Source organism: Chloroflexota bacterium, from assembly GCA_023475225.1.
Lineage (GTDB): Bacteria > Chloroflexota > UBA6077 > FW602-bin22 > JAMCVK01 > JAMCVK01.
This window is the reverse complement of sequence record JAMCVK010000025.1, coordinates 37,655-54,675: the sequence shown is the minus strand read 5'-3', so window position 1 is coordinate 54,675 and position 17,021 is coordinate 37,655. Positions and strand designations below refer to the sequence as shown.

The following is a 17,021-nucleotide window of genomic DNA, read 5'->3' as shown; positions in this document are numbered from 1 at the left end:
CGTAGCGACCAGACCTTTGGAGGACGTCGACTCCCTTAAGGGAAATGGATGCGGTCGTGTCAGGTCTCGCAGGGCATCAAGTGGAACAAACTAAGGAGGTTCAGATGAAGGCGATATTGCTCAAGGTTGGCATCCTGTTCTTGCTCACCACGTTTGTGGTCAGTTGTGCACCGGCTGCTCAGCCACCAACCCCGACGGCTAAGCCAGTGGCGCCATCACCCACGGCTGTCCCTACACCCACGCCTAAGGTGCTCACGCCAGTCCGTTTCCGCCTCGACTGGAAAGTGGGTGCTCAGCATGCCCCGTACTATGTGGCCAAAGAGCTTGGTTATTATCGAGATGTCGGACTAGATGTGACCATAGACGAGGGTTCTGGTTCAGCCGACTCTTCCAAGCTGGTTGGCACAGGCAAGATCGAGTTTGGTATTGTTGATGGTGCAGCTCTCATCACGGCCCGAAGCCAGGAGATTCCGGTAGTTAGCGTGGCCGTGATCTACCAGAAGACGCCCATCTCCCTGTTCTGGCTTAAGGGCAAGCAGAACATAAAGCAGCCCAGTGATCTGAAGGGAAAGACTATCGGCTCCAATCCCAAGAGTGCAACTACCATTGGCCTAGAGGCTCTCCTTACTGCCCAGAAGATCAAGAAGGAGGAGGTAAAGATCATTCCTATCGGGTTTGGGGTGGAGCCATTGTTAGCCGGGCAGGTGGAGACGATGATGGGCTTCACGAACTCTGAACCAGTGACCATCCGCCATAAAGGCATGGATATCGATGAACTCCTGGTTGCCGACTATGGTGTGAAGCTCTATGGTTTGACGCTGACGACCAATGAGCAGATTCTGAAGGATAAGCCAGATCTAGTTAAAGGCTTCGTTCAAGCCTCACTGAAAGGCTGGCAATACGCCTTTCAAAATCCCGAGAAGACCATCGATATCTTCTTGAAAGCGCGTCCTGAAGCCGATCGCAAGCTGGAGATGGATACTTTGAAGGCGACCCTGCCTATCGTCGAGAGCGAGGCGACGAAGAAGAATGGGCTAGGCTGGCAGGAAGCTGGGATATGGAAGGAGGCTCAAGATACCCTCTTTAATCTAGGCGTCATCGCCAAGAAGACCGATGTGGACAGAATGTTCAGCAATGCGGCCTTGAAGTGAATTCGGCTGGTGGTGAGTAATCCCCGGGCGTCATCCGGGGGTTACTCACCTATCAAGTAATCAAAGATTGTGCGAGCGAAGAGGAATTATGCGACAGGCTGTTGATTGTCTCATCAAGAATGCTCAGGTTATCACTCTTAATAGTCAACGGGAATTCCTGGAAAACGGGGCCATCGCCATCGCTGGCGGACGCATCGTTGCGGTCGGACCATCCGCGTCGTTGGAGGCGTGTTGTGAACCCAACACGGTAATCGATGCTAGTGGATTAGTGGCCCTGTCGGGACTTGTCAACGTTCACGCTCATACCCATTCTACCCTGACACGGGGCACGGCTGATGACGCACCGCTCCTAACCTGGTTGAAAGAACACGCTGAGCCAGAACAGCGATCTGTAACCGATGAAGAGTGTTACTGGGCAGCGTTGCTGGCCTTTGCGGAGATGCTCAAGTCGGGTACTACCTGTGTTTTGGACATGAGCCTTTGGCCGCGGGCCGGATTAGAGGCAGCCAGACGGTCTGGCATACGTTGCACCTTGGCTCCATATGTGGCCGATGGCTTGGATTTTGGGGTCAAGTTAGAGGACAATGTAACGTTGGTAAGCGAGCTTTCAGGAGGGGACGGCTTGCACAGAGCCTGGTTTGGCCTACATTCTATCCTTAGCTGTTCCCCGGAGCAGATCAGACGTGCTGCCGAATTGGCCGAGCAAAGTGGTGTGGGTATCCACATACATGCCAACGAAGTGGAATGGGAGGGCAAACTCGCTCAGGAACGCTTCGGACAGCGTCCTGTTGAGTATCTCCACAGTCTAGGGGCCTTAGGATTGCGCACAGTGTTGGCCCATTGTGTCTGGTTGAGCGAGTCAGAGATGGAGCTCCTGGCCAAAACAGGCACTCACGTAGCGCACTGTCCTACAAGCAACGCTAAGCTGGGTAGTGGTGTAGCACCCATCGTCGAGCTGCGCAGACGGGGAGTAAATGTGGGCTTAGCTACCGATGGGGCCAGAGCCAATAATAATCTGGATATGCTCGAGGAGATGAAGGTCGCCTCTTTGCTGCAAAGGGTGCATAACCTAGATCCCACCATCCTGCCTGCCTATGAGGTCCTCGAAATGGCCACCCTGGGTGGGGCTAAATCCCTAGGGTTGGAAAAAGAGACCGGCTCACTTGAGCCGGGAAAATGGGCCGATTTGATCTTGATCGATACGCGGCGTCTTCATCTGACGCCTATCTTTACAGGACAATACTCTAACGTGGTCTCCCATCTCGTCTTTGCGGCCAATGGTGGTGATGTGCACACGGTGATGGTAGGTGGCCGTCTGTTGGTGCGAGACCGACACCTCACCTTTATGGACGAGGAGGAGTTGATGACACGGGCTACCCGATACGGATTCGGACTACTTGACCGGGCAAGAGATGAGCGCCAGGGGGTGGTGGGGAGGCGAGCGGAACGCTTGAAGTATGGGCAATGATAGGACAAGACTTAAGGTCGTTTCTCCAGGCTTATGAGCAAACCCATTCGGATGAGGTCTGGCATATCTACAATGAGGTCGATGCTGATTACACCATTACAGCCTATACCCTTGCCTCGGAAAAAAGTGGATTGGCACCGCTCCTCATCTTTGAAAAGGTAAAAGGTTACGCTATCCCCATCGTCACGAACGTCTTTGGCTCACGCCGGCGCATCGCCTTTCTTCTAGGAGAAGAGAAGCAGATGGCTGCGCACTGGGCCAGAGTCACAGCGACACTGATCAAACCAACGATGATCTCTACCGGTCCAATAAAAGAAGTCATCTGGACCAAAGACAGGGTCGACTTGGGTAAGCTGCCCATATTGCGACACTTCGAGCAAGATGCCGGAAGGTACATTACTTCAGGCGTCGTTGTGGCCAAAGACCCAGATAACAACGTGAGAAATCTCAGTTTTCATCGTCTCCAGGTGAAGGGCGAGAGGCGTCTTGGGGTGAGCTTGCACTCGCGGGGGCATTTATGGGATTATTTCCGACGCAGTGAGGAAGCGGGGAAACCGCTGGAGGTAGCTGTGGTGATTGGTGCTCACCCGGCTGTTCTCCTGGCAGCGGCCAGCAAGGTGGACATGGATACAGATGAGTACGATATAGCAGGGGCATTATTGGGCGAGCCCTTGCAGCTTGTCCCCTGTGAAACGGTGGGTTTGGAGGTGCCCGCCTATGCTGAGATTGTGCTGGAGGGTCGGATACTGCCCCAAATCCGTGAGCCAGAGGGACCATTTGGGGAGTATACCGGCTATGCCACGGGCCGTTCCACGGAGAATGTCCTTGAGGTCGAGTCTATAATGATGCGTCGGCATCCCATCTACCTGGATGTCTGTCCTGGCTTCTCCAGCGACCATCTTCTCCTCGGCCGAGTCCAAAAGGAAGCCGCTGTATGGCAGAAGATGCGGGAGGTATTGCCTGATGTAAAGGCGATCTACTACCCGAAGTCAGGCACCCACTTTCACGCCTACATTGCCCTGGCCAAGAAATTCGAAGGACAGCCTCGGCAGGCTGCCCTGCTCCTTCTGGGACTCGATCCCTATGTCAAACTGATTGTGGTAGTCGACGAGGATATCGACCTTAATAACGAGGAAGAGATGATGTGGGCCTTAGCTACCCGAATGCAGGCGGATAGGGATGTATCCATCCTTTCGGGTGTCATGTGCAACTTGTTGGATCCTTCAAGCACAGGGGGGATGTCGGCCAAGATGATCATTGATGCTACCGCTTCTCTGGATATGGGCGTGGTGAAATGCACCGTTCCTCAAGCGGTTATGGCTCGTGTTCAGTCCGATATAGGTGAGCGTCTGGGACAAACGGGAGAACGGTGATGGGCTATGAGAAATGAGTCCCTGATCAAGATCGAGGACGTCCACAAGACCTACTTCTCGGAAGGTGGAGCCGTCGAGAGCCTACGTGGAATCGACCTGGTCGTGCACGATGGTGAGTTCGTTTCCTTCCTCGGCCCATCCGGGTGTGGCAAATCCACCCTGCTTAAAATTATAGGGGCTATAATTGAGCCGACGCACGGAAGGGTTTTGGTTAAGGGGGAGGATGCGGAGATGGCCAAGCGGAAACGAGCCTTTGGCTTCGTCTTCCAGGACCCGGTGCTGCTCCCCTGGCGAAGCGTCCGAGACAATGTTTGCTTGCCTCTGGAAGTGACTAAGGCTTCGGCCGAGATACGCCATACCAGGCCTATGGAGCTCTTGCAATTGGTGGGCTTGGAGGGTTTCGACGACAAGCTGCCACGCCAACTATCAGGGGGTATGAAACAGCGTGTATCCATTGCGCGGGCTCTTTCCTTCAACCCCTCCATCCTGTTAATGGATGAGCCTTTTGGGGCGCTGGATGAATTCACCCGAGAAAAGATGGGGCTTGAGTTGTTGAATGTCTGGACCAAAACCCAGAAGACGATAATCTTTGTTACGCACAGTATCGCTGAAGCGATCTTCTTATCCGATCGAGTGGTGGTCATGTCGCCACGCCCGGGCGTGATCCGCAGTGTGGTCACCATCAATTTGCCTCGCCCACGCCTGGTGGAAATGGCGCAAACGCTCAAGTTTGTCGAGCTGATTAAGAGGGTAAGAGAAAGTCTAGGTGAAGTCTATGAATAAGGCTGTTGATACGGCCGAGGCTATGCCACAAGCGAAGCCGCTACCAATGATTGACAAGCGCTATATCTATCCCGTCATTTTCTTCTTCTTGTTTATGGCCAGCTGGGAGCTAGCCATCAGGCTCTTCCATATCCCAGCCTTCATCTTGCCTACCCCAAGCGGCATATTCCAGAAGTTCATTGCCACGCGCTCCTTCCTCTGGGAGCATACTTCAGTGACAGTGTATGAATCGGTTTCTGGCTTCATCCTGGCCTGTATAGTGGGGGTGTCTCTAGCTGTATTGGTCACCAGTTCGCAGGTAGTGGAATGGACCGTCTATCCTTATTTTGTGGCTCTCCACACGATACCTATCATTGCTATTGCCCCCCTGCTGATCCTGTGGTTCGGGTTTGGTATGCTCCCAAAGGTGCTCGTTTCAGCCATCATCTCGTTCTTACCGATCCTGATCAATACTATTCGGGGACTCAATGCGGTGGATTACCGTGTGTTGGAGCTAATGGATTCGCTTTCGGCCACACAGTGGGAAATTTTTACCAAGATTCGCTTCCCGGCGGCTTTACCGTTTATTTTTGCCGCCTTCAAGGTGTCGGTGACCACATGTGTTATTGGAGCCGTTGTGGGCGAGTTTATCGGATCGGACACCGGACTCGGCTACTTGATTATTCACGCCACAACCCGCATCGATACCGAGTTACTCTTCGTGGCCATTGCTATCTTGGCTGCCTTAGGCATCTCCCTGTTTCTTCTGGTGAGCCTGGCTGAGCGCTACTTCTTGTCCTGGTATGAGGGCACGACCTCGGTGTGAGGCGGGCACTCTGGCAACCATTGGCGCTGCCCATTCAGGGTCTCCGCTGCATTCAGTACAACTGTTCTAAGCTGTGTCTTATTCTCCTCCAGTTCATCGCTTGCTTAGCGCCGATATTGACGTGGCAGGTACCCCCACCTATACTAGATTATGGTGAAGTGAGTTAGGTAGGTGTGAAACAATGCCGCTTTCGATTGAAGAGCTTCAGCAGGCCATGGCTGAACACCAATATATCGCTGACCGTGCCCTGGCTACGACCGTCTACCTGGCTCAAGCCTTGCAAAAACCGATCTTCCTGGAGGGCGAGGCCGGGGTGGGGAAGACGGAGGTGGCTAAGGTCCTGGCCAAGGTCTTCGATACCAACGTGATCCGCCTCCAGTGTTACGAGGGTATCGATGCGAACCACGCTCTCTATGAATGGAATTACGCTAAGCAGATAATGCGGATCAGGCTGGAAGAGAAAGGTGATAAGCCTAAAGAACATCTGGAAAAGAGCATTTACAGTGAGGAATATCTTATCAAGCGCTCACTCCTTGAGGCGATAACCAGCGATAGCCTCAGGCCACCGGTACTGCTCATTGACGAGATCGATCGCTCCGATGAGGAATTTGAGGCCTTTCTACTAGAGGTGTTATCCGATTTCCAGGTCACCATCCCAGAGATTGGTACCATCGTCGCTAAGAAACCACCTTTTGTCGTCCTAACCTCTAATAGGACGAGAGAGATCCACGATGCCCTGAAGAGACGTTGCCTTTACCTGTGGATCGCTTATCCAACTTTTGAGAGGGAATACGAGATCGTTACTACTAGAATTCCGCTTATCAATGAGAGGCTAGCCGCTCAGGTTTGTCGTTTTATGCAAGCAGTTCGTCTAATGGATTTCTTTAAGCGACCGGGGGTGGCCGAGACGCTTGACTGGGCGCGAGCCTTGCTTGCTCTAAGCGTGGATGAACTGGACAAAGAGACAGTTACTGCTACGCTTGGCTGTCTCTTTAAGTATCGCGAGGATATGCAAAAGATGATGGCTGAATTGGACGCGATACTGGCCAGGGTGTGTGTACCCAGTCTATAGTCTCCCTCCAGGGACAATTAATGGGGATCAAGATGGGGAAGCTGTCAGAAGGTCCTGCTCTGACTCGTCATAAAACCCTCTTGCATAGCATAATTGCCTTCGGCCGGCTGTTGAGAAGGAAAGGAATTGACGTCACAGCCAGCCGTCTTCTTGATGCTTGCCACAGTGTGACCTACATCGATCTCTCGCGTAGAGAAGATTTTTATTATGCCCTGCGGGCCAATCTCGTCTCTCGCTATGAGGACCTAGAGCATTTCGATGAAGCATTCGAGTCGTTCTGGCAAATGCCCTCCTTACACCTTATGGTGGAGAAAAGCTTGGCTGAAGAAGCACTCAACAATGAACCCATCGTTTCTGATGAGGAGAATTTTCAGCAAGAGTTGATGGAGCTGCTCCGACGAGAGGAGGGTGTTGAAGAGTCATTGCCGAGCGATTGGACAGAAGAAAAGAGGGGAGGCTATAGCCCTACAGAGGTTCTGGCCACCAAGGACTTCGGCTCTCTTGGCGACGCTGAGCTGGAGCAGATCAGAGAGGCCATCGCCCACCTTGCCCTCAAGATCGCCACCGTGCTGAGCCGGCGTAGACGACCTTATCCGAGGGGTGCTGAATTCGATCTGAGGCGAACGCTGCGATCTAATCTCCGTTATGGAGGTGAGATGGTAAAACTGTCCAAACGAAGGCGACGCCTGAGGAAGACGAAGATAGTATTGGTCTGCGATGTGAGTGGTTCAATGGATGCCTACAGTCACTTCCTCATCCAATTCGTTTACGGTTTACAAAACCACCTGCGAGGAGTGGAGACCTTTGTCTTGAGCACCAGACTGACCAGAATTACCCATTTATTGCGCGGGCGACCGCTCCGTGACGCCCTGGAATTGATAGCTAAAACGGTGCAGGACTGGTCGGGAGGGACAAAGATTGGGGATTGCCTGCGCGAGTTGAACCACAGCTCTGCTGCCGGGCAGCTCGGCAAGAGGACTATAGTGCTCATCGTGAGTGATGGCTGGGACACAGGCGATATGGACCTCCTGGCAGATGAGATGCGTCGCCTCCAAAAGAGGGTACACAAGGTAATTTGGCTTAATCCCTTGTTGGGAAGTCCGGGTTATAAGCCTATCTGTAAAGGTATGAAGGCAGCCCTGCCCTATGTGGATTATTTCCTGCCTTTACATAACTTAGCGAGCTTACTCGCCTTAGCCAGGACGCTGAAGTCGTTGGCTCAAGTGGCTGCGTAGTGCAGGAATCATGGTCGTGGGCTACAATAGAGCAACTAGATTCACGGTTGGTCGTATGCTATACTGCAGCGTCGGTCGGGCCATCGTGGCTAAAGCCATTCTAGGACCTGCGTCCCGATTGTTTGAGGTTCACCGATGTTGACTACACCCAAAAGCATTGTTGAAGCGTGGAAGTATCGCGAACTGGTCAAGAACCTGGTCATCAGGGATCTGAAGGTACGCTACAAGAGTAGTTTCCTTGGTTTCATCTGGTCATTGCTCAATCCGCTCCTTATGATGCTCGTCTTCACCGCGGTCTTTGGGGTCATGATGCCTGGCAGCGCTGTCGGTAGTTTTCCTGCTCGTTACTTTCCGGTCTTCTTGCTCTGTGCTATCCTACCCTGGAACTGGCTGTCTTCAGCAGTGATGGGCTCGATTCAGAGCATAGTTGGGAACGCTCATTTGATTAAGAAGGTCTACTTCCCCAGGGAGATCTTGCCCACGGCCGTCGTCATTTCCAATATGGTGAATTTCCTTCTGGCTCTAATCGTTTTGTTCCTCATGTTATTGGCCTTTGGGGTAAAGCTGACGATGGTCGCCCTGCTTCTGCCAGTGGTGATCGTCATTCAAATGGTTTTCTTACTCGGTGTAGCTTTCCTTCTCTCAGCCCTGAACGTCTTCTACCGGGATACCGAGGTGATTATGGAAGTGCTGCTGCTGGCCTGGTTCTTTTTGACGCCTATCTTCTATGATATAAAGGTACTTTCCCCCCGATATGAAAGGCTGATGTATATAATCAACCCGATGGCCGCGATTATTTCATCCTATCGGGTTGTCCTGCTTGGTGAGGGATCTCTGCCAGCCTTCGACTTTATGGCCAGAACATTTGTTACGGCCCTGGTCGTTTTGCTCATTGGGTATACTTTCTTCCTCAGGAAGGCTCGTCTATTTGGTGAGGAGTTATGACCACGGCTATTCAGTTCGAGGGTGTATCCAAGAGATTTATCATCCGTCATGAACGAAATCGCTCTTTTCAGGATGTGATGGTGAATCTTTTTCGGCGCAATATCTCCAAGGAGGAGTTCTGGGCCTTACGTGACGTGAGCCTGGAGGTCAAACAGGGGCAAGCCTTTGGTATAGTAGGCCAAAACGGTTCAGGCAAGAGCACAGCCTTGAAGCTGACGACGCGAATCATTGAACCAACGAATGGCCGTGTGACAGTCGATGGCACGGTTTCAGCCCTACTGGAGTTAGGGGCAGGATTTCATCCTGAGCTCAGTGGCCGAGATAATATCTATTTGAATGGATCGCTGCTGGGCATAAGCCGCAAGGAAATGGAGCGTAAATTTGAGTCCATAGTGGAATTTGCCGAGCTGAAGCGTTTTATTGATGTGCCCATAAAACATTACTCGTCAGGTATGTATGTGCGTCTTGGCTTCGCCATCGCTGTAAGCGTGGACCCGGAGATTCTTATCATTGATGAAGTTTTAGCTGTTGGCGATGAGGCCTTTCAAAGGAAGTGTATGGACAAGATAGCGGAGTTCAAGCGCGAAGGCCGCACGATCTTGTTAGTCTCGCACAGCATGGATGCGGTGCGGGCACTATGTGATGTCGCCGCTTGGCTAGACAATGGCGTTTTGAGGGTAGAGGGGAAGACCGATGCAGTCATCGATGCCTATCTGCGCCAGGCCAATGAACAGGAGGCACAGCGTCTCCAGGTATCCGGACGAAGACCGGTTGCCAGGACATGGGATGGTAAGAGATGGGGGTCGGGTGAGATCGAAATCACGGCCGTGGAGTTTCTGGATGCCAATGGTGTGGTTAAGAACGCATTTGTCACTGGAGAGACTATGATAGCCCGTTTGCATTATGTAGCCCATGAACGCCTTGAAGCGCCGGTGTTCGGAGTGGCGATTTATCGTGATAGCGGGGCCCATCTGGCCGGGCCAAATACGAGCACCTCCGGTTACCACATACCCTTTGTGGAGGGTGAAGGAATAGTGGACTGTGTGTTTCAGTCGTTACCGCTGCTGGAGGGAACCTATGAATTTTCAGCCGCTGTTTATGATTCTACCTGCACACATCCTTATGATCACCACGACCGCACCTATACCCTCTTCGTTAGAGCCACGCGCCTAAGCCAGAGATATGGGATGGTATATATGCCCTGTCGTTGGTCACAACATAACGGACGACAACTACCTGAGGAGGAAGGGACCTGATGGCGGAAAAGTCGTGGCCGACGGTCTCCATCGTTGTTGTGAACTATAACGGATTAGAGCATTTAGAGTCTTGCTTTCGGTCGTTGGAGGAGCTTGTTTATCCCCGTGATAGAGTTGAGCTGATTATGGTGGATAATGGCTCTACCGATGGATCGATAGAATATATGCAAAAGCATTTCCCAAAAGTGGTGGTCATTGAGAATGGCGAAAACCTTGGCTTCGCCAGGGGCAACAATGTTGGGGCGCAACAGGCTAGTGGCGAATTCGTCGCCTTCCTCAATAATGATATGCGGGTGGATCCAGATTGGCTGCGACATATGGTAGGGGTTATCCGTCGGGAGGAAGGCATAATCTGTGCGGGGGCAAAGATTTTGGACTGGGGTGGTCATCTGGTCGATTTTGTGGGAGGCAAGATAAATTTTCACGGCCATGGCTTTCAGCTGGACTTTGGGGCCTCTAACAGCGAGCGAAGCTATATGGATGAGCGATTGCTACCCTTCTCATGCGGTGGGGCCATGCTTATTGACCGCCAGATTTTTCTGGAAAGCGGTGGTTTTGATGAGGATTATTTTGCCTTCTTTGAGGATGTAGATCTGGGTTGGCGGCTTTGGCTGCTAGGTTATAAGGTGATCTTTGCTCCAAAAGCGATCGTCTATCATAAACATCATGGTACCTCCCGTAAAATGCCCTTATATCAGCTCCGTGTCCTGTACGAGCGCAATGCCTTGTACACGATTATAAAAAACTATGAACAGCAGAACTTAGATAAAGTTTTACCTCTGTCCCTGTTCTTGCTGATAAAACGGGCATTACTTAATTTCAAAATTGAAGAGAAGGACTGGCTCCTTGATAGTCGGAGGGATGGCCAAGTGGTGACTCAATTGAAAGTGCCCAGGTTAGGGCTCAGCTATTTGATTGGTGCGGAGCAGGTTGTAGCTAATTTACCCAAACTGATGGAGAAGCGAGAGTCCATTCAGCAGATGAGAAAACGCACCGATGAGGAGATCTTTGAGTTGTTCCATTTCAAGTTGACTGACCCGATCTTCCCAGGACAGTCCTATGTTAAGTTCCAGGATACTTTGGTCAATACGCTTGGCCTGCCGGCCGTATTCACAAAACCGCTACCTTGCCGGGTGCTCATCGTGTCACACGATGTGGTGGGTCCTAATATGGCCGGACCGGGGATGCGTTATTGGGAGATAGCCAAGGCTCTCAGCCGAGAATTCGAGGTAACCCTAGCCTGTCCCGGAGAGCCGCGGTTAAGCAGTCCGAATTTTCGGGTTAAGGGTTACTCTCGTTCTGATGAGAAGACGCTGATTCATCTGGTCAATAGCGCTGATGTCGTTCTCGCCTTTGGCTATTTACTGCACGAGCTGCCTCTCCTGGGGAACTTAGGTAAACCGCTCATCGTTGACATCTATGTCCCCTTCATTTTAGAGAATCTGGAGATTCATTCGCAGCTATCGTTGCCGGACCAGAATGAGACGAATGATAAGTACCTGCGTATTCTTAACAACCAGCTGCGTCTGGGTGATTTTTATATCTGTGCGAGCGAGAGGCAGCGCGACTTTTGGTTGGGCATGCTGGCAGCTAACGGACGGATCAACCCCTCCAACTATGCTGAAGATAAGAGTATGCGTTCCCTTATTGACGTTGTTCCCATCGGTATGCCGGCTGAGCCTCCTCAGCACCGCAAACAGGTCTTGAAGGGGGTATACCCGAACATCTCTTCGAATGATAAGGTCATTATTTGGGCTGGGGGGATTTGGGATTGGTTTGATCCCCTGACATTGATTCAGGCCGTAGCCAGGATCACTCGGCACAGAGATGACGTGAAGCTATTTTTCATGGGCACACAGCACATGGATCCTTCGATCGTCCCCGAGATGCATATGAGTTCGAGAGCGATTCGACTCAGTCAGGAGCTAGGACTCTATGACAAGCACGTTTTCTTTAACCGGTGGGTGCCTTATGAGGAGCGTGAGAATTACCTCCTTGAAGCCGATATCGGTACGAGTCTACACTTCGACTATGTTGAAACCCGCTTCGCCTTTCGGACACGGCTCATTGATTATATTTGGGCTGGTTTGCCTATCCTTACTACCAGGGGCGATTATCTGAGCGACCTTGTGGAAGAGGAGGGGTTGGGTCGGCTCGTCGATCCAGGGGATGTGGAGCAATTGGTCGCTGTCCTGACCGAAATGTTGGACACTCCAGACCTGCGCGAGAAGTATCGGGCTAATTTTGAGCGGGTGGCGGCAAGGTTCACCTGGGATAAAGCGGTCGAGCCATTGGCGCGCTTCCTGCGTAACCCTCAGCGGGCACCGGACCGGGCAAACTATGAGCTGAACCTGGCTCTCAATACGCCTGAGAGCCTAGCAAGCGTTGTCCCCACGCCGTTGTGGCAGCTGCCACTTAAGGCCTGGCAGCGCTATCGGAGCAGTGGGCTGGCGGCCCTCTGGCAGGAGATCAGGCAATACATTCTCTGGCGATTAGAGCGGTAGACTGATCCACTTATCATCATTACTACTTTGGTAGAAAGCTTTCTCCCTTATCTAGAAGGCCATCTTGTCTTTGGCCTTGCCAGAGACTGGAAAGCAATGGTCCCAGTAAGAGGATGCCGGTTAGCCCTGTAATGGTTAGTCCTATCTTAAATGAAGGCGGATCGAAAACAAACTCTACGCGGTGGATGCCCTTCTCTAAGTAGACAGCCCGCAGCAAATAATCGGCTCTGTAGATTTTCGTCTCCACTCCATCAACGAACGCTCTCCAACCCGGATAATACATGTCCCCAAGGATAAGGAGGCCACTCCTCTCCGCCGTCGCTTCGAGGTACACTCTGTCGGCATTATAAGTGATGACTTGCACCATAGAGTCAGGTCCAGGGAATGGCTCATTGTCTCCTCGTGAAGGCGGCTCTTCTTCTAAGATGACCGTTTGGCCTGGGTCGAACTGGGGATCGGTTAATCTGGTGAGGATAGCTGGCTTATCGCCGATGATCTCAGCGTGATGGACAATGAAGGCGCGTGGAAAATAATTCTGGTTAAGATAAATATATATCTCTTTGGCAAAAACAAGTTGCAGCCTGTCACCCAGTTTTCTAGCGCTATGGGTTTCTCTAGTAGCTGTGTCGGAGGGATTATGCTGTACGCTGGCGGTAGGGAGTGGTTGACTGGAGAGCACATATTTGACGTTTAGTAAGTCGAGTAATGGTGAGGTAAGCGAACGGTATGCGCTGAGATTTTTTATCCTACCACTCCAATAGGCATAACCACGATCATTCTCGATGAGGTTGCGAAATTCCAAATAGCGTTTTGGAAGGAAGGAGTCGTAGCCCTGACTGTCGGCAATCTTGTAGACCATAGCGGTGTTTGAGGCTAAGGGGGCCGACAGCAGTTCATCACCATACCTGACGATGCGATATGGGCTAGGGTCGGCAGAGAGAAAGCGGGTAGATTCTGTCTCAAAATAAGCCAACCTCTTATCAATTGAAGGATTGTATCTCATTCCTGAACTGAACAGATCGACCACCAGCAACGTAAGGGCGAGGATGGCAAATCTGTTAGGCCTGATCACTCCCTTGGCCAAGGTGGCCAGAAGGGTGATCGTGGCCATCAGGAAAGAGAGGCTAAGAAGAATCTTGTTCACAACGTAGGGACGAACAGAGCCAGGATTAAGCGGAAGCCAGCCTCGAACGATGGCTATCTCCAGGATCATTAACCCGGTTATCACAAGGATGGCTGGGAGCAACCCGAAGAAGACGATCCCTACCCCTCGCTTCCTAGAGGCGTTGATCAGGTAATCTGCTCCCAAACCGGCCAGGATAGCCATAGAAAAGACGTACAGATACAAAAATCGCTGGGGGGCCCTGAAGCTGCTGAACATCGGGACAGCGACCTGCATCACCTTGAATAGGGGCGTCGCCAGGGCTAGTGCCAGGGAGAATATGGCTAAGATGGAGAAGAATAGGGTATATCGATCTCTTCGAGCAAACAGGGCCGTTGTGGCCAAAAAGAGCGGTAGAATCCCCACATAGCCGGCGTATTCGGTGTAATTCCCCTTCCCATAATAGTTATTGTCGATCGGATTTCCCCAAAAGTCAGGAACGACGAAGGTGATCAAGTGCTCTACGGGTAAGGCACCCCCTGCTAACCACTCTTTACTCTCGTGCTCTCTAGAGATGTACTGTCTAAGTTCCAGGGTTGGTAGGAGCTGGGCAGCGGCCAGGGCAAAGCCAACTATAAGGGGTAAGGAGGCGATAAGGATAAGACGGACCATATCCTTTGGCCGTTTATTTAATGCCATAATATAGGATAGGCGGAAGAGAAGGTAGAGAGACAGGGCGATGATAGCGTAATAGGCGTATTGAGGGTGACCGGCGAAGATTTGGGTGGCTAGAACGACTCCGGCCAGCAGGGCATACCTGATCTTACCATCTCGGAAGGCCAATTCGACGAAAAGGAAAAGGAGTGGTAGCCAGATGGCTGTACTCAGGATGGTGGCAAACTCCGCCCAGGCGACGAGGACACCGCTGAACATAAATACAACCCCGCCCACCAGGGCCGCCAGCTGACCTGTTCCCAGCTTTCTAAGGTACAGATAGGTGAAGAGACCAGCCAGAAAGATGTGTAGAAGTATCTGATAGGTATAAGCGAGCGGCGTGGGGAGAAGGAGGAAGATTACATTCAGGGGATAAAAGACTGCGCTCTGGGGGTTGGCTAGAAAGGGGGTACCAGCAAAGATATAAGGATTCCATAGGGGTAGCACGCCACCTTTGAGGGACTCGGCCAGGAAGTGGCGCCACGGGTAGTATTGGAGGATAGGGTCTGAAAGGAGAGAGTTCCAAACGCTCCTGTGGCCTTGATAGTAGTGCCACGGATTAAGGAGACAGAGTATGTCAGCCGGCAAGAGGACCTCACTATGGATGACCACCCGCCAGAAGAAGGAGAGGGTTAAGCCGCCCAGCAGTAGCGATGGGAATAATTTAAGTAAATTATTAGAAGATAGCTTCATCTTTTTATTCTTTAGAGAGGTCTCCTAGCCTTACTCTATCCTCGTGTATCTGATGCGTAACAGGTTGAGTTGATGGTAGTTTTACACTGTTCGGGGCTGAAGTCAATGTTTTTGCCCTGGATGTAGATAGCCCATACTAAAATCGATTCTGGTCAAAGCAATGTCCTGGCCAATTGTGCAGAAGCGAACAAATCCAGGCCCCTGCCAAAGGGGCTGTTTTGCGTTTTATGGGTTGATGTCCTATAATATTAGTGATACTAGCATCGCTAAGGAAGGGTATATGGAGGAAGGTTACGAGGAGCGCGAGCCCCAACAGGTTAAGGGAGCGTCTATTCAGCCTCAGAAGATAAGGGAAGAAGAGGGGTACGAGGCGATTGAGACCGACCCTCAGACCGTTGAACTGACGCAGGAAGGGGAACTCGATGCGGGTCCTGACTACGGCGAAGGGGCGACAGGGCCTATTCCGGAGGATAGGGCCGATCTGGAGGTTCAGGAGAAAGTAGTTCCTGCCCGGACGGTTGGCGATGTTGTAGTATCGGTCGATGAACCAGTGGCTGAGGAGGTATCAAGCCCAGCTGCGATGCTACCCTCTGAGATGGCCTCCCGTTCGATGGAGAGCCTGATGCATGAGGTGACGGAGCAATATCGGAGCCCTCGCCGTGGTGATATTCTGGAGGGTACGATAGTGCGGGTGGATAAGGATGGGATTTTAGTTAATATAGGTACTAAGTCTGAGGGCATTATTCCCGCCTATGAGATTCAGAGCTTCACCCCAGAGGAGCAAGCGCAGATTCGTGTTGGTTCAGAGATACTGGTTTATGTTTTCAATCCCGAGGATCAGAATGGGCATGTAGTTATATCGCTAATGCGAGCGAGAGCTGAGAGGAGCTGGCGCAACGTCCAAAAACACATGGCCCAGGGTGACATTATTGAGGCTGAGGTGATCGACTACAATAAGGGTGGGCTTATCGTCAATGTAGATAATATCCGGGGCTTCGTGCCAATGTCGCAGGTGGTAGGTCTTCGGCAGAATATGGGCGCGGAGGTCGAGATCGAGAGCAAATTGGGTGCTATGGTTGGTCAACGGATACCTCTGAAGATCCTGGAGGTAAACCGCCGACGTAGCCGCTTGATCCTGTCAGAGCGGGCAGCAATCCAGGAGAGGCGTAGCCAGCGTAAGGAGCAGTTGCTCGCTGAGTTGCGGGAGGGGGAGATTCGACGTGGTAAGGTGAGCAGTATCTGCGATTTTGGCGCTTTTATCGACCTTGGTGGCGCCGATGGTTTAGTTCACCTGTCAGAGCTCTCCTGGAGCCCAGTGGCCCATCCCAGCAGTGTGCTTCGGGTCGGTGAAGAGGTCGATGTTTATGTACTTGGTGTTGACCGAGAAAAAAAGAGGATTGCTTTAAGTCTGCGGCGTATCCAGCCTGAGCCATGGGCGAGGGTCTCTGAGAAGTACAACGTGGGCGATCTGCTCGAGGTTACCATCACCAAGCTGGCCAATTTTGGGGCCTTTGCCAGGCTTGAGAATGGGATCGAGGGGTTGATCCACATTAGTGAATTGGCTGATGGACGGGTAGTCCATCCCCGAAATATAGTGAAGGAAGGAGATTGTCTGTCAGCCCGGATCATTCGTCTGGATCCCGCCCGCCGGCGCATCGGCTTGAGCCTGCGACAGGCTCGTGAGGAAGCGGTTGGGGTGGAGATCCGAGAGCCGGTAGCTGTCAAAGCTACAGAACAGGCGCTTGGTGAGGTTGAGGAACAGCATGCGATCGTTGAAGAGGTATCGCAAACAATGGAGGATGTGGCGGAATAAGGTGTCTCTCCTTCGCTGTGGTCGGAGACAGGTGTGCAGCAATGAACGTGGAGAGGTTGATCTACAAGTGATCCAGTCAGGTGGGTGTGCGGCACGATTTTTGTCCG

At 52.0% G+C, this 17,021-nt stretch carries 12 protein-coding genes; 11 read left to right on the top strand and 1 reads right to left on the bottom strand.

The features are described 5' to 3' along the window. Positions 1–104: 104 nt before the first annotated feature. The 10 genes from M1136_05595 to M1136_05550 all read left to right on the top strand — a co-directional run bounded on the left by M1136_05595 (position 105) and on the right by M1136_05550 (position 12,592). Positions 105–1,151: an ABC transporter substrate-binding protein gene (locus M1136_05595; protein MCL5075112.1), complete on the top strand. Its 1,047-nt coding sequence runs from the start codon at positions 105–107 to the stop codon at positions 1,149–1,151. Positions 1,152–1,239: 88 nt separating this feature from the next. Further along, positions 1,240–2,619: an amidohydrolase gene (locus M1136_05590; protein ID MCL5075111.1), complete on the top strand. Its 1,380-nt coding sequence runs from the start codon at positions 1,240–1,242 to the stop codon at positions 2,617–2,619. Beyond that, a complete protein-coding gene (locus tag M1136_05585; protein MCL5075110.1) occupies positions 2,616–3,992 on the top strand; it encodes a UbiD family decarboxylase in 1,377 nt (458 codons plus the stop codon). The genes M1136_05590 and M1136_05585 overlap by 4 nt, the downstream gene beginning before the upstream one ends. A 6-nt stretch (positions 3,993–3,998) precedes the next feature. Continuing rightward, complete coding sequence (locus M1136_05580; GenBank protein ID MCL5075109.1) at positions 3,999–4,775, top strand: ABC transporter ATP-binding protein; 777 nt, start codon at positions 3,999–4,001, stop codon at positions 4,773–4,775. Next, the gene (locus M1136_05575; GenBank protein ID MCL5075108.1) at positions 4,768–5,580 is read left to right on the top strand and encodes an ABC transporter permease; all 813 of its coding nucleotides are present in this window, start codon (positions 4,768–4,770) and stop codon (positions 5,578–5,580) included. Before M1136_05580 ends, M1136_05575 begins: the two co-directional genes overlap by 8 nt. A 181-nt stretch (positions 5,581–5,761) precedes the next feature. Beyond that, the gene (locus tag M1136_05570; protein MCL5075107.1) at positions 5,762–6,652 is read left to right on the top strand and encodes a MoxR family ATPase; all 891 of its coding nucleotides are present in this window, start codon (positions 5,762–5,764) and stop codon (positions 6,650–6,652) included. 32 nt (positions 6,653–6,684) lie between these two features. Then, the gene (locus M1136_05565) at positions 6,685–7,887 is read left to right on the top strand and encodes a VWA domain-containing protein (protein MCL5075106.1); all 1,203 of its coding nucleotides are present in this window, start codon (positions 6,685–6,687) and stop codon (positions 7,885–7,887) included. 135 nt (positions 7,888–8,022) lie between these two features. Then, positions 8,023–8,832: an ABC transporter permease gene (locus tag M1136_05560; GenBank protein ID MCL5075105.1), complete on the top strand. Its 810-nt coding sequence runs from the start codon at positions 8,023–8,025 to the stop codon at positions 8,830–8,832. After that, the gene (locus M1136_05555; GenBank protein MCL5075104.1) at positions 8,829–10,088 is read left to right on the top strand and encodes an ABC transporter ATP-binding protein; all 1,260 of its coding nucleotides are present in this window, start codon (positions 8,829–8,831) and stop codon (positions 10,086–10,088) included. Before M1136_05560 ends, M1136_05555 begins: the two co-directional genes overlap by 4 nt. After that, positions 10,088–12,592 (top strand): glycosyltransferase, encoded by a 2,505-nt coding sequence (locus M1136_05550; protein MCL5075103.1) that lies wholly within the window; start codon positions 10,088–10,090, stop codon positions 12,590–12,592. Before M1136_05555 ends, M1136_05550 begins: the two co-directional genes overlap by 1 nt. Before the next feature lie 22 nt (positions 12,593–12,614). Here M1136_05550 and M1136_05545 read toward each other — a convergent pair whose 3' ends face one another. After that, positions 12,615–15,101, bottom strand: a complete 2,487-nt coding sequence (locus tag M1136_05545) for a YfhO family protein (GenBank protein ID MCL5075102.1) — start codon at positions 15,099–15,101, stop codon at positions 12,615–12,617. A 280-nt stretch (positions 15,102–15,381) separates the two neighbouring features. Here M1136_05545 and M1136_05540 point away from each other — a divergent pair, with 280 nt between their 5' ends. After that, positions 15,382–16,914, top strand: coding sequence for a S1 RNA-binding domain-containing protein (locus tag M1136_05540; protein ID MCL5075101.1), 1,533 nt, complete (start codon positions 15,382–15,384; stop codon positions 16,912–16,914). Positions 16,915–17,021 lie beyond the last annotated feature (107 nt).